This window comes from Methylosinus sporium, from assembly GCF_003113265.1.
GTDB lineage: Bacteria > Pseudomonadota > Alphaproteobacteria > Rhizobiales > Beijerinckiaceae > Methylosinus > Methylosinus sporium.
Map to the genome: position 1 here is coordinate 1 of NZ_PUIV01000023.1, position 21,876 is coordinate 21,876.

Genomic DNA, 21,876 nt, shown 5'->3' on the forward strand with positions numbered 1-21,876 from the left:
GGGCGGGAAAGGACGGAGCGGGGAAGGATGGCGCCGCGGCGGCGATCGGCGCGCGCGCGGCGGAGGCGCTTCCCGAGATCGCGCCCATTCTCGCCGACGCCGTCGAGGCCTTTCCGCGCGCCATTCAGACTCAGATCAACATAAGGCGCGGCACCAAGGAACTGACCCTCGCCGTGCGCGTCACTTCGGCGAGCACGCAGCAGGGCGGCTCGGATTTTGTCGTCACGCTCGACGACATCACCGATCTCGTCACCGCGCAGCGCACATCCGCCTGGGCCGATGTGGCGCGGCGCATCGCCCATGAGATCAAAAATCCGCTGACGCCGATTCAGCTTTCCGCCGAGCGGCTGAAGCGCAAATATGGCAAGCACATCACTTTCGAGCGCGACGTCTTCGACCAATGCACCGACACGATCGTGCGTCAGGTCGACGACATCAAGCGCATGGTCGACGAATTCGCCTCTTTCGCCCGAATGCCAAAGGCGCGGCCGGTGCGCGACGATCTCTGCGACTGTATGCGTCAGGCCTTTTTTCTGACGCGCGTCGCCCATAACGATGTCGAGATGACTCTCAATCTGCCGGAGGCGCCGGTCTTCGCGGTGTTCGATCGCCGGCTGCTGTCGCAGGCGCTGACCAACATTGTGAAGAACGCCGCCGAGGGCATAGCGGCGCGCGAGGACGTCGCTGCGCTCGACGCCAAGCGGATCGACATCAGCCTCGGGGTGCGGGACGGCATGGCGGAGATCGATGTGGTGGACAATGGCAAAGGCTTTCCGGCCTTCAACCGGCAGCGTCTGCTCGAACCCTATATGACGACGCGCGCCGAAGGCACGGGGCTCGGCCTGCCTATTGTCGCCAAGATCATCGAGGACCATGGCGGACGACTCGAATTGCTCGACGCCCCTTCAGGGATCGGCGCCTGCGTGCGTCTGTTCATTCCGCTCGGCGAGGCCGGCTCGGCGGCGGGCGAGGGACGGGCGCGGACTTCGTGAATGGTGAGGAATATGGTCAGCGACATTCTCATCGTCGACGATGAAGAAGACATCAGAGAGCTGGTGGCCGGCATTCTCGGCGACGAGGGCCATGGCGTGCGCACCGCCAAGGACGCCGATGGCGCGCTGGCGGCGATCGAGCAGCGCCGCCCGCATCTCGTCTTCCTCGACATTTGGCTGCAGGGCTCGCGCCTCGATGGAATGCAGGTGCTGGAGATCGTCCAGAAGCAGCATAAAGACCTGCCGGTGGTGATGATCTCCGGCCACGGCAATATCGAGACCGCGGTGAGCGCGATAAAGCTCGGCGCCTATGATTTCATTGAAAAACCCTTCAAGGCGGATCGCCTCGTGCTGGTCGCCGAGCGCGCGCTCGAGGCCTCGCATCTGCGCCGCGAATTGAGCGCGCTGCGCCAGCGCGCCGGCGCCTCGGACCGCATCGTCGGCAGTTCCTTTCCGGCGCATCAGCTGCAACAGGTCATCGCCCGCGTTGCGCCGGTCAATTCGCGCGTGCTCATCACCGGCCAGCCGGGCTCGGGCAAGGAACTCGCCGCGCGCTGCATCCATGCCGCGTCGCAGCGCGCCAATGGTCCTTTCGTCGTCATCAATGCGGCGACGATCACGCCGGAAAATATGGAGATAGAGCTGTTCGGCAGCGAGGGCGGCGACGCTCCGCGCAAGATCGGCGCGCTCGAGGAGGCCCATGGCGGCACGCTCTTCCTCGATGAAATCGCCGACATGCCCAAGGACACGCAGTCGAAAATTCTGCGCGTTCTGGTCGAGCAGAACTTTCAGCGCGTCGGCGGCTCCGCGCGAGTCGAGGTCGATGTGCGCATCATCTCCTCATCGGCGCGCGATCTGACCTCCGCGATCGAGGAGGGCGCTCTGCGCGAAGACCTCTTCCACCGCCTCTCGGTGGTGCCGATTCGCATCCCTTCGCTCGCCGAGCGGCGCGAGGATATTCCCGAACTCATCGAATATTTCATGGAGCAGGTCTCGGCGACATCCGGAATGCCGCGCCGCAAAATCAGCGAGGATGCGCTCGCCGTGATGCAATTGCATGATTGGCCCGGCAATATCCGTCAGCTGCGCAACAATGTGGAGCGGCTGATGATTCTGACCGCCGGCGACGCGACCGCGGAGGTTTCGGCCGAAATGCTCCCGTCCGAGATCGGCCAGCTCGTGCCCTCGACGCCGGCCGGCGTGCGCGGCGAGAAGCTGATGAGCCTGCCGCTGCGCGAAGCGCGCGAAGTGTTCGAGCGAGAATATTTGATCGCTCAGCTCAATCGCTTCAGCAACAATATTTCCCGAACCGCGGAATTCATCGGAATGGAGCGATCGGCGCTCCATCGCAAGTTGAAATCGCTGTCCATAGAATGAGCGACAAATCTCGGCGATACAAAGCGTTGTAAAAAATTCCTATTGGCTCTGCGGCTGTTTGGCTCTAGTTGATGCGTTTCGTCTCGTCGTAAACTCGTCGAAACAGCGGGTTACAGAACCGTAAGTGGAGGCCTTTCGCCGCAGGAAGGGTTTGCGCCTTGCGCATCGCGCCGGCGCGGGCTCTAATGTGCGGGCGGATGGCTATGACCGATAAGAGCGACACAATCGCCCCGATAACGAAAAACAGAACAGGATAGCCGATGTCCTCCGAACGCGCGCAGAATCTCCAGGATACGTTTTTGAATTACGTGCGGAAGAACAAGGTTCCGCTCACGATTTTTCTGGTCAATGGCGTCAAATTGCAGGGAATTGTGACCTGGTTCGACAATTTCTGCCTCCTGCTGCGACGCGACGGGCACTCCCAACTCGTCTATAAACATGCGATCTCGACGATCATGCCCGGTCATCCGATCCATATGTTCGAGCCGGGCGAAGAAGGCGAGCAGAGCGCGCCGGAACGCCATCGCTGAGCGGGATTTGCGAAAGGGCGGCGCTTTTTTGAAGAGTCCCGCATAAATCAAAAGACGCTGGCGAGGCGCTTCGCTCGGCGGGCCGAGGTCGGGTTGAACGAGAAAACATCAGCGTCGAAGGATCAGACGACGGCCGGCGCGGCCACGAAAGCGCTCGTGGTCGGTCCCTATCCGACGCGGGCGCGGCCATCGGAGAGCGGAGCGGGGCAGGGGGCGGAGCGCGATCCGGTCGCTCGTCTGGCGGAGGCGGTCGGCCTCGCCGAGGCGATCGATCTCGACATTGTGGGCGAGATCGGCGTCTCGTTGCATGACGTGCGGCCGGCCACTTATCTCGGCAAAGGCAAGGTGGAGGAGATCGCCGAGACGGTGAAAGCCGCCGAGGTGGAACTCGTCACCATGGATTGCCAGCTCTCGCCGGTGCAGCAGCGCAATCTCGAGAAAGCCTTCGGCGCCAAGGTCATCGACCGCACCGGGCTGATCCTCGAGATTTTCGGCCGCCGCGCCCGCACCAAGGAAGGCGCGCTACAGGTGGAACTCGCCCATCTCGCCTATCAGAAATCGCGCCTCGTGCGCAGCTGGACCCATCTCGAGCGCCAGCGCGGCGGCTTCGGCTTTCTCGGCGGACCCGGCGAGACGCAGATCGAGACGGACCGCCGCCTGATCGAGGAGCGCATGGCGCGCATCGAGCGCGACCTCGATCAGGTCAAGCGCACGCGCGGCCTGCATCGCAAGAAGCGCCGCGAGGTTCCCTATCCGGTCGTCGCGCTGGTCGGCTACACCAACGCCGGCAAATCGACGCTGTTCAACCGCCTGACCAAAGCCGGCGTGCTGGCGGAGGACATGCTGTTCGCGACGCTCGATCCGACCTTGCGCCAAATCCGCTTGCCGCATGGCGCCAAGATACTGCTCTCGGACACGGTCGGCTTCATTTCCGATCTGCCGACCATGCTGATCTCGGCCTTCCGCGCCACGCTCGAAGAAGTGACGCTCGCCGATGTGATCCTGCATGTGCGGGACGTCTCGCATCCCGATTGGGAGGCGCAGGCTGCCGACGTCGAATCCATTCTCGGCGAACTCGGCCTGTCCGGCGAGGCGGGGACGCGCATTCTGGAGGTGTGGAACAAGATCGACGCGCTGGACGCCGATCGGCTCGCAGCTTTGCGCATCGCCGCGCGCGGCCGCAAAGGCGCGGATCGCCCCTCGCTCGTCTCGGCGCTGACGGGGGAGGGGCTCGACGCTCTGCTCGAGCGGATAGAGACGCGCCTCGCCGAGGGCCGCATTCGGCTCGAGGTCGAGCTCGACCCCGCCGACGGCGCGGGCATCGCATGGCTGCACGCCCATACGGAGGTTCTCGACCGCCAGACGCTGGCGGACGGCCGCGCGCGGCTCGTGGTGCGCGTCGCGCCGGAGCGTTTCGACGGAGTGACGCGACGCTATCCGCAAGCCGAAGTGCGGGCGGAAGCTTCATCCAGGCGGCGCGCGCGCTAAAATCCCTCTCGGAGCGCCTCGCGCCCCGAGGCCTTCGAACCGGCGGAACGCATCAATGGATCGAGTTTATCTGATTGTCGCTATTCTCTCCGAAGTCGTCGGCACCTCGGCGCTCAAGGCGAGCGAGGCTTTTTCCAAGCCTTTGCCGTCGGTCATCGTCGTCCTCGGCTATGGCGTGTCCTTCTTTCTGCTGTCGCTGGCGCTGCGCAGCATTCCGGTCGCCGTGGCCTATGCGATATGGTCCGGCGTCGGCCAGGCGCTGATCGCGGTCGTCGCCTGGTTCGCCTTTCATCAGCGGCTCAACGCCGGCGAAATGGCCGGCATGGGCCTAATCATTGCCGGGGTCGTCGTGTTGAGCCTCTTTTCCCAGACCGCGCATTGAGGATTTTCCATGACTCTCAATCTGCTCATTGGCAACAAGGCCTATTCGTCCTGGTCGCTGCGGGCTTGGCTGCTGCTGAAACAGTTCGACATTGCTTTCGAGGAAAGCCTCGTCCCGCTCTATGGGCCGGAGTCGAAAGAAAAGCTCCTCGCCTTCTCGCCCGCGGGCAAAGTCCCGGCGCTGCGCTGCGACGAAATTCTCGTCTGGGAATCGCTCGCCATTGTCGAATTCATCGCCGAGCGCTTTTCTGATCTCGCGATCTGGCCGCGGGATCCGGCGGCGCGCGCTCTGGCGCGCTCGCTTTCGGCGGAGATGCATTCCGGCTTCACCGCGCTGCGCGGCGAATACCCCACCAATTTCCGCCGGGCCCCGCGCGCGATCGCGTCGCCGAGTCCGGCGGCGGCGGCCGACATCGCCCGCATCGACGCCGCTTGGCGCAATGCGCGGGAGCGCTTCGGCGCGCATGGACCGTTTCTGTTCGGCGAATTCTCCGCCGCCGACGCCATGTTCGCGCCGGTCGTCTGCCGCTTCTCGACCTATCTGCTCGACGTCTCGTCCCAGGCGCAGGATTATATGCGCGCGATCGAGGCTCTGCCGGCCTATCGGGAATGGGTGGAAAGCGGACGCGCGGAGCCTTGGACGCTCGAAAAATTCGAAAAGTGACCGGGCGTCGCCGCGACGATCGCGAGATTGGCCAGGTTCATTTCCGTTCGGCGGCTTTCGCCTCTCGCCAAAGCGCTTCCATCTCGTCCAGCGTCGATTCTCGTGGGCTCGTTCCCTTGGACGCCAGCGTGCGCTCGATGAAGCCGAAACGCCGCTCGAATTTGGCGTTGGCGCCGCGCAGCGCCTGCTCGGGATCGGCGCCGACATGGCGCGCCAGATTGGCGACCGCGAAAAGAAGATCGCCGATTTCTTCGGCCACGGCGGGCGAGGGCGGCGCGCCGGCTTCGCCGAGCTCCGCTTCGACTTCCAGCGTCTCCTCGCGGATTTTTTCCAGCACGAGCCGGGCGTCGGCCCAATCGAAACCGACTTTGCCGGCCTTCTCCTGCAGCTTCACGGCGCGCGTCAGAGCGGGCAGGGCGGGCGGAACGCCGTCCAGCAGGCCGCCGGACTCCTCTATTCCACGCCGCTCGGCGCGAGCCTTCTTCTCCTGCGCTTTGATTTGCGCCCATTGCACGGCGACATCTTCGGCCGAGGCAGCCGAGCGATCGCCGAACACATGGGGATGACGACGGATGAGCTTTTCGCTTATCGCCTCTACGACATCCGCGAAGACGAAAGCGCCGCTCTCCTCGGCCAGCCGGGCGTGGAAGACGACCTGCAAAAGCAGGTCGCCGAGCTCGTCTCGCAGATCGCCGAGATCGCCGCGCTCGATCGCGTCGACAACCTCATAGGCTTCTTCGAGCGTATAGGGGGCGATGCTGGCGAAGTTCTGCTCGAGGTCCCAGGGACAGCCGGTCCCTGGCGTGCGCAGCGCCGCCATAATGCCGAGAAGGCGCGTGATGCGCTCCTGCGTCATCGATGCGCCTCGAAAGCGCGAGCGACGCGTTGTTTTGACGCAGCAGGGCGCAGGAAAAAAGGCGAGGAATTCGAGACGCTTTGCTCTAACATGAGTGCCGGATTTCGACTGCGCCCTTGGTCTACCGCCCTCCGCAGTCGATCCGAGGGTCCGGGGCCGTAGTACGCCTTGCAAACGACAGCGCCTCGGACCCGACTTGCGCATCCGAGGGGCTTGATTATCGCAGCCGTGAGGCGCGCGTCGCCGCAAGCCGAGAAACGACTTGCGGCTCGCCGATTCAGCGTCTCAGTCGAGCGTGATCGACAGCGCTTCGCGACCCTTGGCCGTGTCGACGACCTGCATCGTCACGGGCTGGCCTTCGGCGAGATGATTGACGCCGGAGGGACCAAGGATCGAGATATGGACGAAGACGTCCTTGCCGCCGTCGTTCGACTGCACGAAGCCGAAGCCCTTGGTCTCGTCGAACCATTTGACCTTGCCGGAGACCGGCACGGCCGTCGACGGATCGGGAGCCTGACGCCGCGGCGGACGGTCGAAGCCGCTGCTGCGCGGGCGCTCGGCGGCCGCGGTCGAAAGATCGACCTCGAGCACGCGCGAGACCTGCTGGCCCTTGACGGAGCTCGATACCTGCACTTTCAGCTTGGCTCCGGGCGGCAGGGCTTCATAGCCCGCAGCTTGAACCGCGCCCACATGCAGGAAGGCGTCGCCTGTGCCATTGCCCAGCTCGACGAAGCCGAAGCCTTTCTCCGGCTTGAACCATTTGACGACCGCGTCGACGGCAGGCTCGTTCGAAGACGGGGGCGGCGAATCGGAAAATCCGCCTCCTCCGCCGAAGGGCGACCGTGGCGGCCGGCTCGGCCGCGGGCTGTCATAGCCATACGGGGGGTCGTCGTCGAACCCACGCTTTCTGGGTCCCCGGAAGTCTCGACCTTTGCTGCTCATGTCTTAGTACTCGTCTCCGCCATCCGCCAAAAGACCGCTATAGCCACATGCACGGCCTCTCGCCGAGCGCAATGCGCCACGACGCGCGCGTCTGCCGGCATCTCGCGGAGAGCCGGTTCCGGTGCGTTCGTAAGTGTGCCAGTTGAATGCCATATAGTCCCGCGCAATCGCCTTTTTACCAGGAAGCGGCCGGCTCTGGCTAGATGAATTCGCCAGCGAGATCGAAAAATCCCGGCTCCGCTGTTCGCCGCGCGACGAATCGTCCGCATGAACTCTTTGATCGAAAGCCTCAAAAGTGGCGCGAGCGCGGCAAATGACGTAGCCATATCTCACCCTCGCCGCAAGGCGAGGGGCGGGCTCCGCCGAGCAAGCTCCTGAAATCCGAGCAAGCTCCTGAAATCCGGAGAGTTTGCGAAACAAAAATCGCATAATCGATATTATGGAACTTAAATCTCGATCGGCGCGGCGCCGATCGCGCTCGGGTCATGGATATTGCGGCTTTTCGGATCGCCGGCTAGGCCAGAGCGATCTGCATTCCGTCGAAGGCCGGCGTCACATTCTCCGGCAGAGTCGCGGCCAGCGCGTCATAGTCGAGATCGACATGCAGATCGGTCAGAATCGCGCGGCGCGGCTTGAAATGAGTGACCCATTCCAGCGCCTCGCCGACGGAGAGATGCGTGCTGTGACGCTTGTGGCGCAGCGCGTCGATGATCCAGACGTCGAGCCCCTCGAGATGGCGGAAGCTCTCCTGCGGCACGGAATTGAGGTCTGGCGTATAGGCCAGGCCGCCGATGCGAAAGCCGAGCGCGTCCATATCGCCATGGTCGAGCCGGAACGGCGTGGCCGCGATGGCGCCGCCCGGGCCTTCCACCGTCACTTCTCGCCCGAGATGGATGCGATGCTCGTCGAGCAGCGGCGGATAATAGCTGCCCGGCGGCGTCTTGAAGATATAGTCGAAGCGATCCGTGAGCATTTTCGCCGTCGGCTCGTCCAGATAAGCCGGAATGCGGCGGCCGCTCTCCAGCACCAGGCCGCGCACGTCATCGACGCCATGGGTGTGATCGGCGTGCGGATGGGTGAAGAGGATTGCGTCGAGATGGTCGACCTTCGCGTCGATCAATTGCTCGCGCAGATCGGGCGAAGTGTCGACCAGCACATTGGTCCGCGCGTCTCCCTCGGTCCGCGTCGCCAATATGGAGCAGCGCCGGCGGCGATTCCTGGGATTGGCGGGATCGCAGGCGCCCCAGCCCTGGCCGACGCGCGGAACGCCGCCGGAGGAGCCGCAGCCCAAAATTGTGACGGAAAGGCTCATTCGGCGGCTCGCCGTGTTTCGATCGGCGTCATTTTGGAGAAAAGCGCCAGCGCATTGGCCGTCGTCTGCGCGGCCATCTCCTCGAAGGAAACGCCCTTGGCCGCGGCGAGCGTGCGTGCCGTATCGGCGACATAGGCTGGCTCATTGCGCTTGCCGCGATGCGGGACGGGCGCCAGGAATGGCGCGTCGGTCTCCACCAGCAGACGCTCCAGCGGCACGTCGCGCGCGATCTCGCGCAGTTCGCCGGAATTTTTGAACGTCACCACGCCGGAAAAGGAGATGTAGAGCCCGAGCTCCACAGCCGTCTCGGCTAGGGCGCGCGAGCTGGTGAAGCAATGGAGCAGGGCCTTGAAAGCCCCCTTCCCCATTTCCTCACGCAGAATTTCGGCGCAATCGGCGTCGGCGTCGCGCGAGTGAATGACGAGCGGCAGCCCGCTCTCGCGTGCGGCGGCGATATGGGCGCGGAAAACGCGATGCGCCAGCTCGCGCGGGGCTTTGTCATAGTGGTAGTCGAGTCCCGCCTCGCCTATGCCGACACATTTCTCGTGGCGCGCCAGCGCGACGAGCTCGGCCGCGCTCGCCTCTCGCTCCTCATGGGCGTGGTTGGGATGTGTGCCGACCGTGCAGAACACATCCTCGTAACGCTCGGCGATCGCGCTGATCGCGGCGAATTTCTCGACATGGGTCGAGATGGTGATGAAACGCGCGACGCCCTGCGCGCGGGCGCGCGCCACGACCTCCTCCTGCTCGGGAGCGAAATCGGGGAAGTCGAGATGGCAATGTGTGTCGATGAGCATTTATTTCGCCTCGTCAGCGGCAATCGGTCGGCGCTTCGTCGGCCCGTCCCGGGCGCAGCGAATGCGAGACGCGCGTCACCAGCGCGTCGAATTTCTTCTTGTCCGAAGCCGGATATTCGATGGAGACAGTATTCCAGATCGCTCCGCGGCAGGACAGTATCGACTTTCGATAGAAGATGCGGTCGCCTTTCGTTCCCGAGACCGCGAGCCAGTCCTTGGCCTGCTTGCGATAGGTGACGGTCTCGCCCTCGCCGGGCGCGAGCCGATCGGCGATCTCCTGTTCCTTTTGAAAGCTACGATAGCCGCCATAAACGGTGATTTCCGATCTTCGGTCCGGCGAGGTGAAGACGCGTCCATCGTCATTCTCCGGCGCCGCGCCGATCGTCCAGTCCTTCGGCACGACAGCTGTCGTTCCGAAACGGGCGTTGCGATAAAGGCGCCAGCCTTCGGCATGGAGGGACGAGCCGGCCCAGAGCAGAGTCGCGACCGTCGCCACCATTCGAAGAAGGCTCGCTCGCGATCGTTTCATCTGCTGCTCCCGTCAGTTCTTGGCGCCTTGCGCCTCACCCTCCTCCACATAACGCGGAAAGACGGGCGCAGGCGCAGGAAGCGGCGCGCCGGCCGTGAGCGCGTCCTTTTCGCCCGCATGGACGAAATCGCGCGCGCCGGGCGCGACGCCGAGCAGATCGAGCAGGCCCGAGGCCGCGGCGGGAATGAAAGGCTGCAGCGGAATGGCGAGCCGCCGCAGCGCTTCAGCCGTCACATAGAGGATCGTCTCCATGCGCTTAGGGTCGGTCTTCTTCTTCGCCCAGGGCTCCTCGCCGGCGAAATAGCGATTGGCGTCGCCGACGACGCGAAACAGCTCCGCCAGCGCCAGATGCGGCGCATAGACGTCCATCGCCTCGCGCGCCTTGCCCAGCGCGGCGGAGGCGTCGGCGAGCAGCGCGCGGTCGGCCTCGGTCAATTCGCCCGGCGTCGGGACGACGCCGCCGCAATTCTTGGCGATCATCGACAGTGAACGCTGCGCCAAATTGCCGAGGTCATTGGCGAGATCGGCGTTGATGCGGTTGACGATCGCCTCATGTGAATAATTGCCGTCCTGGCCGAAGGGAATCTCGCGCAGAAAGAAATAGCGCAGTTGATCGACGCCATAGCGCTGCGCGAGATCGATCGGATCGACGACATTGCCGACCGATTTCGACATTTTCTCGCCGCGGCTGAACAGAAAGCCGTGCACGACGATCTGCTCGGGCAGCGGAACGCCGGCCGACATCAGAAAGGCCGGCCAATAGATCGCGTGAAAGCGCGTGATGTCCTTGCCGATCACATGGGCGTTCGCGGGCCAGAAGCGGGCTCGATCCCCCTCCCCGGTCAAAAAGCCGGTCGCGGTGATGTAATTGGTGAGCGCGTCCACCCACACATACATCACATGCGGCGAATTGGTCTCCGGCTTCGCCGGCACGGGAATTCCCCAGTCGAAAGTGGTGCGGCTGATCGAGAGATCGGTGAGGCCGCGCTTCACGAAGGAGACGATCTCGTTTCTGTATTTCTCTGGCGTGATGAAATCGGGATGCGCCTCATAATGGGCGAGCAGTCTCTCCTGATAGGCCGAGAGTTTGAAGAACCAGCTCTCCTCCTCCACCCATTCGACCGGCGTGCCCGTGGGCGCGAGCTTCTTGCCCTCGACCTCGCTGATCTCGCTCTCGTCGTAATAGGCCTCGTCGCGAACCGAATACCAGCCGGAATATTTGGCGAGGTAGATTTCGCCCGCCGCCTCCATGCGCTTCCATATCTCGAGCGCCGCCTCGGCGTGGCGCGGCTGCGTCGTGCGCACGACATCGTCGGCGAGCGCGTTCAGCGTCTCGCCCATGGTCTGGAACTGGCCGGCGGTGCGGTCGGCGAGCTGCTGCGGGGTCAGCCCCTCGCGCTCGGCGGTGCGTTGCATCTTCTGGCCGTGCTCGTCCATTCCGGTCACGAACAGCACGTCGAAGCCGTCGAGCCGCTTGAAGCGCGCGAAAGCGTCGGTCGCGATGCGTTCATATGCATGACCGATATGCGGGGCGCCATTCGCGTAGGGAATGGCGGTGGTGATCATGAAGGTCGGACGTTCAGCCATGGGCAAGGGTCTAGCGCGCTTTGCCGCGGCGGGGAAGCGGAAGGCGTGCGGCGCAGCAAAATTCCTGACTAGATCGATTGCGCGAGCGCGGCCCGCCAATGTTCGAGCTTGCGATCGAAGCTCATGGCCGCATGGGCCGGGCTGGTCGAAGGCAAGACCATGCTGGGCGGCGCTGATGCAGCGAGCGCCGGCGCGACCATCCGGCGATAGAGATCGCCCGCCTTGCAGCCATTGAGGCAGACGAGGGCCGTCTGCGGATGCGTGACCAGAAAGCCGGCTATGTCGTTGACGACGACGCTGGCGGTGTCGATTTTCTGGTCGAGGCTGCCCGGCCGCCGCCCTTGCGCGCAGACGTCCCACAAAGCGACGCCCCTCTCGGTCAGCCGCGCGAGACGCTCCTCATAGGGAAGCTCCGGCGCGGCGCCGAAGAGCAGCCCCATGATCGGCCAGAAGGCGTTGCGCGGCTGCGCGTAATATTGGACGCGCGCCAGCGAGACCTGCCCAGGCAGCGAGCCGAGGATCAGCACGCGCGCGTCGGCGCGGGAGACCGGCGGGAAGCCTTTCGATGTCGGAATGACGTCCAAAGAAAACCTCTATCGGCGCGCCGCTTCTTCGAGATCGGCGAACACCTGCAGAATGAGCCCGCGCTTGTCGAAATTGAACACTTCCGTCTCGCGCGCCGCTTCACCGATGCGCTCCCATGCGCGCGCATAAGGGGCGAGGCTCGTCGCGCTCGCGCCCTCGCCGGCCTTCGCTCTCACGGTGGAATCGAGGAAGCGATAGAGCCCGCTCATGAAGGTCTCATAGACCTGCTCATTGTCGCGTCCGGCGAGCCGGTCGGCGAGCGAATGAACGGCGAGCCAATCCACTTGCGGCAGGCGTGCGAACATCGCCCGCAGCGCCGTGTCGAAGGCGACGCCGTCGCCGTCCAAGAGGCGCAGCGCCTCACGCACCGAGCCTTCCGCCCCCGCCGCCGCGCCGGCGAGCGTCTCCTGTTGCGCCTCGGCCCAGGGCGCGCCCAGCGCCCTTATCGCGGCGATGACGTCGGCCTCGGCCAGAGGCGCGAGATTGAGCTTGCGGCAGCGCGAGCGGATGGTCGGCAGCACGCGGCCCGGCTGATGCGCGACGAGCAGGAACAGCGAGCGCGCCGGCGGCTCTTCGATCAGCTTGAGCAGCGCATTGGCGCTGGAGCGGTTGAGATCGTCGACGCTGTCCACGATGGCGACGCGCCAGCCGCCTTCGCCCGAACTCTGCTGGAAGAGATGGATGAGCCTGCGGACATCCTCGATGCGGATTTCCATGAAATGTTTCTTGGTCTTCTCGTTCCACTCGCGCCGCAGCAAAAAGAGATCGGGCAGCGCCAGCGCCGCCATGCGCCGGCTGACGCTCGCCTCCTCGGCGATGAAGAGCGATTCTGCGCTCGCGGCTTCCGGCCTCGAGGCGTCGGGATGGGCGAGCAGAAAGCGCGCGAGGCGCCAGGCCAGCGTCGCCTTGCCGATCCCTTCCGGCCCGCCGATGAGTATGGCCTGAGGCAGCTTGCCGCGCCGAAAGCCGTCGAGCAGCTCGCTCTCGGCGGCTTCGTGGCCGAATAGCGCGAAGGTCTCGCGCGGATGCGGGAGATCGGCGAAACGATCGCTTTCGGGCGGAGCCTCGACGTCGCGCTTCACGCCACCACGCTCTTCAACGGAATGACGATCTCGGGCCGAAAAAAACGCGCTTCGACGACATGCCAAATGGCCTCGGCCACTTCCTGCTCAGGCGCCAGAGCGTCGACGACGCAGCAGCGGCCGGGCTCGCTCGCGGCTATGTCGAGATAGGCTTGGCGCAGTCCGCGATGAAACTCCAGCCCCTCGCGCTCGAAACGGTCCGCCGCCACGTCCGGCGCGCGCCGCCGATGCGCGCGCTCGAGGCCGATCTCGGGCGGCAGATCGAGGATGATGGTCAGATCGGGCGCCGAGCCCATCAGCGCGACGCGCTCGAGCAGAGCGATCAGCCGCGGATCGACGCCGCCGCGCGCGCCCTGATAGGCGCGCGTCGAATCGGCGAAACGGTCGCAAATGACCCAGGCGCCGCGGGCCAGCGCCGGCTTGATCAGCCGATCGAGATGATCGATGCGCGCGGCGGAGAACAAGATCGCCTCGCCGAGCGGGCCGAGCGAAGCCGCCTTGCCGCCGAGCAGCGCCTCGCGCAGCACTTCGGCATGGGGCGAGCCGCCGGGCTCGCGCGTCGCGATCGCCTCCACGCCCCTTTGCGCGAGGCGTTCCTGCAAGCGGCGCATCTGCGTCGACTTGCCGGCCCCTTCGCCGCCCTCGAGCGTGATGAACTTGCCGGGGCGGCCCTTGTCCTGCCCACGCGCCGGGCCGAGCGGCGGCTCTGCGCTCATTGCTTCTTCGACAGCTTGTTGTGAATGGCGCCCGCGGCATATTCATAGGCCGCGTCGAAGGCGCGGCTCGCCAGCGAACCTTTTTCGACGGTCTCTGCGGCCTCGAGCGGCTGCTCCAGCACGAGCGTCGAGCCGCGGCGGACCTCGAGCTTGGCGACCTTGGTCCCCGCCTCGATCGGCGCGATCAGCGGCCCCTCATAGACGATCTTGCCGGAGAGCTTCTCAGAGCCGCCGCGCTGCAGCAGCACCTTGATGTCGTTCGGCGAGGTCAGCGGCACGGTCCCGGCCGTCCCGCCATAGACCTGCGCCGTGCCGACGGTCTCGCCCGCCTTGAACAGCGCCTTCTCCTCGAAATTGCGGAAGCCCCATTGCAGCAGCTTGCGTGCTTCTTCGGCGCGGTCCTTGGCCGTGCGCAGCCCATAGACGGCGACGATGAGCCGGCGATCGTCCTGCACGGCGGAGCCCACCATGCCGAATCCGGAATCGTCTATATTGCCGGTCTTGAGCCCATCCGCGCCGAGGCTCATGGTGAGCAGCGGATTGCGGTTCTGCTGCTTGATCTTGTTCCAGGTGAACTCTTTCTCGCCGAAATAGCGATAGAGGTCGGGATAGGTCTTGATGACATGCGCCGAGAGCTGAACCATCTCGCGCGGCGTCACCTTCTGGTCGGGCCCGGCCTTCCCCCATGGATTGCCGAAAACGGACTTCGTCAGGCCGAGTTCAGAGGCGCGCTTGTTCATGCGGCCGACGAAAGCCTCTTCCGATCCCGCGACGCCCTCGGCGAGCGTGATCGCGGCGTCATTGCCGGAGTCGATCACGAGACCGCGGATCAGATCCTCGACTCGCGGCCGGCTGTTGACCGCGAGGAACATGGCCGAGCCGCCGGCGGGCGCGCCGCCGCTGCGCCAGGCGTGCTCCGAGACGGTGAATTCGTCGTCGAGCTTCAGCCGCCCCTCGGCGATCTCGCGGAACACGATTTCGGCGGTCATGATCTTCACAGTGGAGGCCGGCGTCACATAGTCGTCGGCGCCCTTTTCGAGCAGCACTGTTCTGGTTCCCGCATCGACGAGAATGGCGTGCGGGGCGCTGGTCTGGAAGCCTTGAGCCAAGGCCGCCGCCGGCGCGATGGCGAGAGCCGCCGCGACAAAGCCGAGGCGGATGAGGGATTTGGGAAGGGAGACAGGCACGCGTCTTTCGCCTTCGTTCGAAACGCCGTCGGAGCGCGTCGACGGCCCCACGCAATGAGTTCCGCTAAAATGTGGCGCGTCGGGCGGCAGAAAGCAACGGCCTCGCGCGACGCTCGGACGGCGCCCGCGGCATCGAGGTTAATTGAGCGCTTGTCTCAGCCGGACATTGCGCGAGGAAGCGGTCCCGAGATCGAAGGGACGCGACGGCGGCAAGGGCGCGCTCTTGGCCATGGCCAAGGCTTTGGAAGAAATAGGAGTCGGAATGGTCGAGACCGGCTCCTTCTCGACGGCGCGCGGCTCGGCGCGCCGTGGGCTCTCGATGTCGATCGCCTCGGCGCGAGTGGCGATCTCTTCTTCCCGCTGTTCGGCGCGGGACAGGGCCGCGCGCTCCGGCTGCGTCTCCTCCGCGCGCTCGAGCCGAGCGACGCGGGCCGGCGGCTCGCGCAGATTGGTCGCGACCATGATCGGCGCGCCGCCCGGCAGAGTCGCCGGCCGGCCGTCCTCGCGGAGCGTGGCGAGCAGCTTGGCGTCGTCCGATCCGGCGAGTGCGGCGCGGCCGACATAATCGACCTTCACATGCGCTGTGCCGACGCGGTAGAAATCCAGCGCTTCGGCGACTCGCCGCGACACATCCATCACGCGCCCGCCATGATAGGGGCCGCGATCGTTGACGCGCACGATCATGGAGCGGTGATTGCGCAGATTGGTGATGCGCGCATAGCTCGGCAGCGGCAGAGTGGGATGGGCGGCGCTGATCGAGGCGCTGTCGAACACTTCGCCATTCGCCGTCTTGCGCCCGTGGAAATCGGATCCGTACCAGGAGGCGAGGCCGGTCGCCGAATAGGCCTTCTCGCTCGGATAATAGGTCTTGCCGGCGATCTGATAGGGCTTGCCGACCATATAATAGCCGCCGCCGCGCGGCACCTCCTCGCCATCGGCGACGACGCGCGGGCTCGGCGCCACGCCATAGCGCGGGTCGATCTGCGCGCGCGCGACCCTCTGAACGGCGGGCGGGGCGGAAGAGCACCCGGCCAGCGCGCAAAGGCCGAGAAGCGCGATGGAAATGCGAAAGTCCGGCAGTCTCGATCTCATGTCAGGCGCGCATTCGCTCGAAATGGGGGGACGGCTCGCTTCCAACGCTCGACCTGCGGAACGACGCCGGCGGCGGGCTCCGAAAACCTCGAATTGGCGCGACCGCACGCCTCAATGTCTCGCGCCCGACTTACTCGAGAGTTAACGCGTCGCGCGCTCCCTCTCCCGCATCCTCGAGCTTTGCAATGAGAGAGGCAGATTGCGACCAAATTGCGGCATATGCGGCGTTCGACGCCGCAATTGTCCTGCGATCTCCAGGCGTAGCGCGGTGTTCACCATGTTTCGCGATCCGGCCGGGCGAGATCGGCTATCCGCGTCTCCACGCGCTCGGAGCCGCGAAACACATTGGCTCCGAGTCGGGCGGCGACATGCAGAAGCCGACCGCGTCCGTCGAGCAGAGCGTCGCCGATCGGCGTTCCCACGGCGCGAAAGGCGATGGCGTCGAGCCGCGCCCCGTCGCCCGATTGCAGCCGCGCCCGCACATGGGAGGAGCCGACCACCGCCGAATCGACGATGCGCTGGTCGGGAAAAACGAAGAGCGGCTCGGGATTGCCGGCGCCGAAGGGCCCCGCCCGCTCGAGCCCGCGGATGAAATCGACGCTCGCGCCGCGCGCCGTCAGCGCGCCGTCGACGAGCAGCGCATCGGCGTCGCGCGCGCGCGCGACGTCATCATCGAGCGCGTCGTTCATAAAGGCGCGGAAGGAGTCGATTCGATCGCGCGCCAGCGTGACGCCGGCCGCCATCGCATGGCCGCCGCCCTTTTGCAAAAGGCCCTCGTCGACGGCCATACGCACCGTGCGGCCGAGATCGACGCCGCTCGAGCCTCTGCCTGAGCCTGAGCAGACTTCCCCTGTCTTCGCAATGACAAAGGCGGGAATCTTGAACTTGTCCTTGAGCCGCGAGGCGACGATTCCGACAATGCCCGGATGCCATCCCTCGCCCGCGACCACGAGGCAGGAGAGACGGTTGGAGCGCATCATTTGTCGATCCGCCTCGGCCTCCGCCTCTTCCAGAGTGGCCTTCTCCAGCGCCTGCCGCTCGACATTCAGCCGGTCGAGCTCGGCGGCGATGCGAGCCGCCTCGATGGGATCGCGCAGCGTCAGCAGCCGCGCCCCCAGCGCCGCGTCGCCGATGCGTCCGCCGGCGTTTATGCGAGGGCCCAGAACGAAGCCGAGATGATAGGCGCGCGGCGGCCCGTCCACCCGGGCGGCGTCCAGCAGCGCCGAAAGGCCGATGCGCGCGCGGCCCCGCATGACCGCGAGGCCCTTCGCCACAAAGGCGCGGTTGAGGCCGTGCAGCCGCGCGACGTCTGCGATCGTGGCCAGGGCCACGAGATCGAGCCCCGCGAGGAGATCGGGCTGCGGCCGGGCGTCGGTCCAATGTCCGCGCCGGCGTAGCTCGCGGGCCAGCGCCGCCAACGTCATGAAGGCGACCCCGGCCGCGCAGAGATGGCCGAGACCGGAGAGGTCGTCGGCGCGGTTGGGGTTGACGACGATCGCCTCGGGAAGCAGCTCGGGCGCCTGATGATGGTCGACGACGATGACGTCGAGACCCGACGCGCGGGCCGAGGCGAGGGCGGCGTGGCTCGTCGTGCCGCAGTCGAGCGTCACCAGAAGGTTCGCCCCCCTCGCCCGTAGATCGGCGATCGCTTCGACGTTGGGGCCGTAGCCTTCCAGAATGCGGTCGGGAATGTGCAGGAAGGGTCGCGGGCAGCCGGCCGCCTCCAGAAATTCGGCGAAGAGGGCCGAAGATGCCGCGCCGTCGACGTCATAGTCGCCGAACAGGGCGATCTGCTCGCTCGCCTCGACGGCGCGGGCGAGCCGCTCGACCGCCGCATCCATTTCCTGCAGGACGAGCGGATCGGGCATTAGTTCGCGCAATGTGGGGGCGAGAAAGGTCGCCGCTGTCTCCTGGGTGATCCCCCGCCCGGCCAGCACGCGGGAGAGAAGATCGCCATGGCCGTGGAGTTGCGCGATGGCGCTCGCCTGGACCTCCTCCTGCGGCCGCAGCCGCGCGCGCCAGACGCGCCCCGAAACGGAGCGCTCGACGCCGAGGAAGGGCGGCCGGTCGTTTCCGGCGATTTTGTCCAGCATCGAGACTCGGGAGACGAGAGGGAATCGTCTGCCGAGCATCGCCGCGGCCATGCGGCCGGTCAATGAGACAAGGCGCGCCGCGCCCGCCGATCCCCCGAAAATCCGCCGAGTCCCTCTCCTCGCTATTCAGGCGATCGGCCGGGATGTCCCGAGCGGAGGTCGTCCGATGAAAAGACCGCCGCCGCGCCGATGACCGCCACGCGCCACGCCGCTTCCGCCATGCCGAATTCGCGTTCCCCGGCGTCAGGGCGCGTCGCCCGCGACGGGCGGGCGCCATCGCTGCGGCTCGGGACCGCGCAAGGTTCTGAAGAGGCTCGATAGGATGAGCAGCAGCAGCAGGCCGCCGGAGAGGCCCACGGGAATCGCCCAATCGCGATTGAGCTCGAGCCAGCTCGGCGGCCGGATCGACGGCGGCGACGACGGCGCGTAAGAAGAGGCGGCCCTCTCCCGCTGCAGCGCGACGAAGGTCTCGTAGGTCGGCCGGACAGCGAATTTCGGCGGCGGCGGCGGCGGGACATAGGCGACCAGCGATTCCCCGCCGCGCTCGTCGGTCGCGAGCTTCGTCGAGACGAGCTCGGCGCGGGTCAGCCAGCGCATACTCTCGGGCGGGGCGGTCATCATCAGATCGACGACCTCCTTGGTCTCGCCCATTTCCGCGAGATAGCGGCGCACGCGCCGATAGGTCTCGGGCGTCGGCTTCGAGCGGCCGATGTGGCGCACGAAACTCTTCTCGCCGACGAAGACTTTTTCTTTCGAGACCACGCGGCCGCCCTTGGTGAGCGTGCGGATCCGGTAATAGCGCATCGTCTGGGTGACCGTCGTCTCCGGCACGACGATCTCATGAAGTCCGACGAGCGCGGTCGGCCCGACGTAGCGCCGCGTTCCGGCGGCGAGGATCAGCGTGCAGGCGGAGGCGCAGCTCGCCTGGAGGCTGCGCGCGAACCCCCTGGCGCGCGGCGGCTCGGGCTTTTTGATTTTTCCACGCGCCGGTTCGGCGGCCGTCGGCGCGGCTTCGGCGAGGAATTCCGTGCGCGCGACCGCGACCTGGAATCCTTTCTGGCGCAAGAGCCGGCCGATCGCTATGGCGGAATCGACGTCGCCGCCGCCCGAATGAATGAGGATCGGCGGCTTGCGCGGCTCGGCGGCGTCGATCGCCGCGCGGAACAGCGCCGGCGACTGCTTCCCGATCCGCCCTTCCGCGGCGATCCATTCTTCACAATTCGGCTCGCAGCCCGGATAGGCGCCGCGCACGATGGTCACGCGCATCGGCGGTCCGTCTGGGCGCGGAGCGGAGGCGGGCTCGCGGGTGGGCGCGGCGGCGGCCGGCGCGCAGAGCGCGAGCGCGGAGATCAAAATCCATGAACGGCTGAAATACATAGGCGAGGAAACCTTTCGAGCGCGACGGCCCGTCGTGACCGCTCGCGGCGGGCGAGCCGGAAATGTCCCGGCTCGTAGCATCGCGCGCACGCGCGAACCATGACGCGAAAAATGCGCCGTCCCCCCGGATTTCGCAAGACGCCGGGAAGTCGCTCCGCGTGCGCCGTCTCCCAGACCACGGCCCGGCTCGCTACGATCCCCGAATGATGGATACGATTCGCTTGACGGCCGGCTCTCTCGACGTCGCCGAAATCTCATTGCTCGGCGCCGAGCTCCGCTCCTGGCGCGCGGGCGGCGTCGAGGCGATCTGGACGCCGCAGCCCTCCGTTTGGCCGCAGACCGCGCCGCTGCTCTTTCCGGTGGTCGGCTGGACGCGGGACGGGCGCGCGCGGGTCGATGGAGAGACGTTCCCGCTCGGCCTGCACGGCTTCGCGCGGAGAAAGCGCTTCGCCCTTCTCGAGCGGAGCGCGGACGAGGCGCGCCTCGTCCTCGAGGAGGACGAGGACACGCGTTCTCTCTATCCTTTCGCCTTTCGCCTCGAGGCGCATTTCGCGCTGCGGCCGGGCAAGCTGCGCGTCGCCCTCGCCGCCGCCAATCGGGACGCGCGGCCCCTGCCCTACGCCTGCGGGCTGCATCCGGGCTTCCGCTGGCCGCTCGACGACTCCCCCTTCCCGCACGCCATCCGTTTCGATCGGGAGGAAAACCGCGAGGTCCCGGTCATCGCGCCGGGCGGGCTGTTCTCGGACCGACGTCGCGCGATTCCACTCGCCGGAAAGAGGCTGCCGCTCTCGGCGGCGCTCCTCGAGAAAGAGGCGCTGTGCTTTCTGGGCGCCGCGAGCCGCCGTCTCCTTTACGACAATGGCGACGGGCTCGTTCTCACGATCGAGCTCGAGGATTTTCCCCATATCGCGCTCTGGTCGCTGCCGCCGGCGCCTTTTCTCTGCATCGAGGCCTGGACAGGCCATGGCGACCCGGAGGATTTTTCCGGCGATCTCTACGAGAAGCCGTCGATGCGGATTCTCGCGCCCGGCGAGAGCGCCGTCCACGCCGCGACCTTTCGCCTCTCGCGTGGCGAGCCGCCTCGCGAGGAATAATCCTTGCTTCCTCTATCTCCATAGGCTAGCGCGAATTCTGAGCGCTCAAAGGACGGGTCCGACATGAAATTCGCCGCCAATGTCATCGAAGCGATCGGCAATACTCCGCTCATCGAATTGAAGGCGGCGTCCAAGGCCACCGGCTGCCGCATTCTCGGCAAGGCCGAATTCATGAATCCGGGCGGCTCGGTGAAGGACCGCGCCGCACTCTCCATCGTCCAGGCCGCCATAGCGGAAGGCTCGCTGAAGCCGGGCGGAACCATCGTCGAGGGCACGGCCGGCAATACCGGCATCGGCCTCGCGCTGGTCGCCAATGCGCTGGGTTTCCGCACCGTCATCGTCATCCCGGAGACGCAGAGCCAGGAGAAGAAGGACACGCTGCGCCTTCAAGGCGCGCAGCTGGTCGAGGTGCCGGCCGTCCCCTACGCCAATCCCAATAATTATGTGAAGCTCTCCGGCCGCCTCGCGGAGCGGTTGGCGAAGGAGACGCCGGAAGGGGCGATCTGGGCCAATCAATTCGACAATGTGGCCAATCGCGACGCCCATATTCGCGGCACCGGGCCGGAGATTTTCGCCGAGACGGAGGGCGAGATCGACGGTTTCGTCTGCGCGGTGGGCACGGGCGGCACGCTCGCCGGCATCGGCATTGCGCTGAAGGAGCGCAAGCCTTCCGTGAAAATCGCCATCGCCGACCCGCTCGGCGCGGCGCTCTATTCCTATTATACGACCGGCGAGCTGAAGGCCTCGGGCTCCTCCATCACCGAGGGCATCGGCCAAGGCCGCATCACCGCCAATCTCGAGGGCGCGCCGATCGATCTCGCCTATCAGATCCCGGACACGGAGGCGCTGCCCATTCTCTTCGATCTCGCCGAGAATGAAGGCCTGCTGCTCGGCGGCTCCTCGGGCGTCAATGTCGCGGGCGCGATCCGCCTCGCCAAGGAGCTGGGGCCGGGCCATACGATCGTGACCATCCTCGCCGATCTCGGCACGCGCTACGCCTCCAAGCTCTATAATCTCGATTTCCTACGCGGGCAGAATCTGCCGACGCCGGCCTGGCTCGAGCGGACGGGGACGATCGATCCGGGGTTTGTGTGAGGGATAAGCGCGCGCCGACGCTTCGGGTGACTATTGCGGCGCTTTACGCTATTTCCTCGTGCGAGCCGCTCGTTTCATCGACGCTTTTCTGAGGTCATAG

At 66.0% G+C, this 21,876-nt stretch carries 21 protein-coding genes; 8 read left to right on the forward strand and 13 right to left on the reverse strand.

The genetic code is table 11. The features are described from left to right. The 6 genes from C5689_RS13400 to C5689_RS13425 all read left to right on the forward strand — a co-directional run. A partial coding sequence (locus tag C5689_RS13400; RefSeq protein ID WP_244594697.1) for a sensor histidine kinase occupies window positions 1–992 on the forward strand: 992 nt, incomplete at its 5' end. A gap of 12 nt (window positions 993–1,004) precedes the next feature. Next, window positions 1,005–2,369 carry a nitrogen assimilation response regulator NtrX gene (ntrX, locus tag C5689_RS13405; RefSeq protein WP_108917820.1) on the forward strand — a complete coding sequence of 455 codons (1,365 nt, stop codon included), beginning with the start codon at window positions 1,005–1,007 and terminating at the stop codon, window positions 2,367–2,369. Between the two features lie 260 nt (window positions 2,370–2,629). Beyond that, window positions 2,630–2,899 carry an RNA chaperone Hfq gene (hfq, locus tag C5689_RS13410; protein WP_108917780.1) on the forward strand — a complete coding sequence of 90 codons (270 nt, stop codon included), beginning with the start codon at window positions 2,630–2,632 and terminating at the stop codon, window positions 2,897–2,899. 93 nt (window positions 2,900–2,992) lie between these two features. Next, window positions 2,993–4,387 carry a GTPase HflX gene (hflX, locus tag C5689_RS13415; RefSeq protein WP_108917781.1) on the forward strand — a complete coding sequence of 465 codons (1,395 nt, stop codon included), beginning with the start codon at window positions 2,993–2,995 and terminating at the stop codon, window positions 4,385–4,387. A gap of 55 nt (window positions 4,388–4,442) precedes the next feature. Then, the gene (locus C5689_RS13420) at window positions 4,443–4,769 is read left to right on the forward strand and encodes a DMT family transporter (RefSeq protein ID WP_108917782.1); all 327 of its coding nucleotides are present in this window, start codon (window positions 4,443–4,445) and stop codon (window positions 4,767–4,769) included. A gap of 9 nt (window positions 4,770–4,778) precedes the next feature. Next, the gene (locus tag C5689_RS13425; protein WP_108917783.1) at window positions 4,779–5,432 is read left to right on the forward strand and encodes a glutathione S-transferase family protein; all 654 of its coding nucleotides are present in this window, start codon (window positions 4,779–4,781) and stop codon (window positions 5,430–5,432) included. A 37-nt stretch (window positions 5,433–5,469) separates the two neighbouring features. Here the strand turns inward: C5689_RS13425 and mazG are convergent, their stop codons facing one another. The 13 genes from mazG to C5689_RS13490 form a co-directional block, all read right to left on the reverse strand. After that, the gene (mazG, locus tag C5689_RS13430; RefSeq protein WP_108917784.1) at window positions 5,470–6,288 is read right to left on the reverse strand and encodes a nucleoside triphosphate pyrophosphohydrolase; all 819 of its coding nucleotides are present in this window, start codon (window positions 6,286–6,288) and stop codon (window positions 5,470–5,472) included. Between the two features lie 285 nt (window positions 6,289–6,573). After that, window positions 6,574–7,230: a cold-shock protein gene (locus C5689_RS13435; RefSeq protein WP_108917785.1), complete on the reverse strand. Its 657-nt coding sequence runs from the start codon at window positions 7,228–7,230 to the stop codon at window positions 6,574–6,576. 514 nt (window positions 7,231–7,744) lie between these two features. After that, window positions 7,745–8,542: an MBL fold metallo-hydrolase gene (locus C5689_RS13440; protein ID WP_108917786.1), complete on the reverse strand. Its 798-nt coding sequence runs from the start codon at window positions 8,540–8,542 to the stop codon at window positions 7,745–7,747. After that, window positions 8,539–9,339 (reverse strand): TatD family hydrolase, encoded by an 801-nt coding sequence (locus C5689_RS13445; RefSeq protein WP_108917787.1) that lies wholly within the window; start codon window positions 9,337–9,339, stop codon window positions 8,539–8,541. The genes C5689_RS13440 and C5689_RS13445 overlap by 4 nt, the downstream gene beginning before the upstream one ends. 13 nt (window positions 9,340–9,352) lie before the next feature. Further along, window positions 9,353–9,838 carry a hypothetical protein gene (locus C5689_RS13450; RefSeq protein ID WP_108917788.1) on the reverse strand — a complete coding sequence of 162 codons (486 nt, stop codon included), beginning with the start codon at window positions 9,836–9,838 and terminating at the stop codon, window positions 9,353–9,355. A 42-nt stretch (window positions 9,839–9,880) separates the two neighbouring features. Then, window positions 9,881–11,455: a methionine--tRNA ligase gene (metG, locus tag C5689_RS13455; protein WP_255461788.1), complete on the reverse strand. Its 1,575-nt coding sequence runs from the start codon at window positions 11,453–11,455 to the stop codon at window positions 9,881–9,883. A 68-nt stretch (window positions 11,456–11,523) separates the two neighbouring features. Next, window positions 11,524–12,039, reverse strand: a complete 516-nt coding sequence (locus tag C5689_RS13460) for a DNA-deoxyinosine glycosylase (protein ID WP_174800248.1) — start codon at window positions 12,037–12,039, stop codon at window positions 11,524–11,526. A 9-nt stretch (window positions 12,040–12,048) separates the two neighbouring features. Beyond that, window positions 12,049–13,122 (reverse strand): DNA polymerase III subunit delta', encoded by a 1,074-nt coding sequence (locus C5689_RS13465; protein ID WP_108917789.1) that lies wholly within the window; start codon window positions 13,120–13,122, stop codon window positions 12,049–12,051. Next, window positions 13,119–13,838: a dTMP kinase gene (gene tmk / locus C5689_RS13470; protein ID WP_108917790.1), complete on the reverse strand. Its 720-nt coding sequence runs from the start codon at window positions 13,836–13,838 to the stop codon at window positions 13,119–13,121. Before tmk ends, C5689_RS13465 begins: the two co-directional genes overlap by 4 nt. Beyond that, window positions 13,835–15,025: a D-alanyl-D-alanine carboxypeptidase family protein gene (locus C5689_RS13475; protein ID WP_108917791.1), complete on the reverse strand. Its 1,191-nt coding sequence runs from the start codon at window positions 15,023–15,025 to the stop codon at window positions 13,835–13,837. Before C5689_RS13475 ends, tmk begins: the two co-directional genes overlap by 4 nt. A gap of 138 nt (window positions 15,026–15,163) precedes the next feature. Beyond that, window positions 15,164–16,117 carry a septal ring lytic transglycosylase RlpA family protein gene (locus C5689_RS13480; RefSeq protein WP_108917792.1) on the reverse strand — a complete coding sequence of 318 codons (954 nt, stop codon included), beginning with the start codon at window positions 16,115–16,117 and terminating at the stop codon, window positions 15,164–15,166. A gap of 272 nt (window positions 16,118–16,389) precedes the next feature. Next, the gene (gene recJ, locus C5689_RS13485) at window positions 16,390–18,210 is read right to left on the reverse strand and encodes a single-stranded-DNA-specific exonuclease RecJ (RefSeq protein ID WP_174800249.1); all 1,821 of its coding nucleotides are present in this window, start codon (window positions 18,208–18,210) and stop codon (window positions 16,390–16,392) included. 243 nt (window positions 18,211–18,453) lie between these two features. Next, on the reverse strand, window positions 18,454–19,476 hold the full coding sequence (locus tag C5689_RS13490) for a COG3904 family protein (protein WP_158271810.1): 1,023 nt from the start codon (window positions 19,474–19,476) through the stop codon (window positions 18,454–18,456). Window positions 19,477–19,790: 314 nt separating this feature from the next. Here C5689_RS13490 and C5689_RS13495 point away from each other — a divergent pair, with 314 nt between their 5' ends. Beyond that, window positions 19,791–20,681 (forward strand): aldose 1-epimerase family protein, encoded by an 891-nt coding sequence (locus tag C5689_RS13495; protein WP_108917794.1) that lies wholly within the window; start codon window positions 19,791–19,793, stop codon window positions 20,679–20,681. A gap of 63 nt (window positions 20,682–20,744) precedes the next feature. After that, window positions 20,745–21,776, forward strand: a complete 1,032-nt coding sequence (locus C5689_RS13500; RefSeq protein ID WP_108917795.1) for a cysteine synthase A — start codon at window positions 20,745–20,747, stop codon at window positions 21,774–21,776. Window positions 21,777–21,876: the final 100 nt, after the last annotated feature.

What these genes read in the sequence shown, in the direction of transcription:
- C5689_RS13450 (WP_108917788.1), bottom strand. Translation starts at nt 9,838, where the DNA reads ATGGTGGCGACGGTCGCGACTCTGCTCTGGGCCGGCTCGTCCCTCCAT.
- C5689_RS13435 (WP_108917785.1), bottom strand. Translation starts at nt 7,230, where the DNA reads ATGAGCAGCAAAGGTCGAGACTTCCGGGGACCCAGAAAGCGTGGGTTC.
- C5689_RS13445 (WP_108917787.1), bottom strand. Translation starts at nt 9,339, where the DNA reads ATGCTCATCGACACACATTGCCATCTCGACTTCCCCGATTTCGCTCCC.
- tmk (WP_108917790.1), bottom strand. Translation starts at nt 13,838, where the DNA reads ATGAGCGCAGAGCCGCCGCTCGGCCCGGCGCGTGGGCAGGACAAGGGC.
- C5689_RS13490 (WP_158271810.1), bottom strand. Translation starts at nt 19,476, where the DNA reads ATGCGCGTGACCATCGTGCGCGGCGCCTATCCGGGCTGCGAGCCGAAT.
- C5689_RS13420 (WP_108917782.1), top strand. Translation starts at nt 4,443, where the DNA reads ATGGATCGAGTTTATCTGATTGTCGCTATTCTCTCCGAAGTCGTCGGC.
- C5689_RS13495 (WP_108917794.1), top strand. Translation starts at nt 19,791, where the DNA reads ATGATGGATACGATTCGCTTGACGGCCGGCTCTCTCGACGTCGCCGAA.
- hfq (WP_108917780.1), top strand. Translation starts at nt 2,630, where the DNA reads ATGTCCTCCGAACGCGCGCAGAATCTCCAGGATACGTTTTTGAATTAC.
- metG (WP_255461788.1), bottom strand. Translation starts at nt 11,455, where the DNA reads ATGGCTGAACGTCCGACCTTCATGATCACCACCGCCATTCCCTACGCG.
- ntrX (WP_108917820.1), top strand. Translation starts at nt 1,005, where the DNA reads ATGGTCAGCGACATTCTCATCGTCGACGATGAAGAAGACATCAGAGAG.
- C5689_RS13425 (WP_108917783.1), top strand. Translation starts at nt 4,779, where the DNA reads ATGACTCTCAATCTGCTCATTGGCAACAAGGCCTATTCGTCCTGGTCG.
- recJ (WP_174800249.1), bottom strand. Translation starts at nt 18,210, where the DNA reads ATGCTGGACAAAATCGCCGGAAACGACCGGCCGCCCTTCCTCGGCGTC.
- C5689_RS13440 (WP_108917786.1), bottom strand. Translation starts at nt 8,542, where the DNA reads ATGAGCCTTTCCGTCACAATTTTGGGCTGCGGCTCCTCCGGCGGCGTT.
- mazG (WP_108917784.1), bottom strand. Translation starts at nt 6,288, where the DNA reads ATGACGCAGGAGCGCATCACGCGCCTTCTCGGCATTATGGCGGCGCTG.
- C5689_RS13500 (WP_108917795.1), top strand. Translation starts at nt 20,745, where the DNA reads ATGAAATTCGCCGCCAATGTCATCGAAGCGATCGGCAATACTCCGCTC.
- C5689_RS13480 (WP_108917792.1), bottom strand. Translation starts at nt 16,117, where the DNA reads ATGAGATCGAGACTGCCGGACTTTCGCATTTCCATCGCGCTTCTCGGC.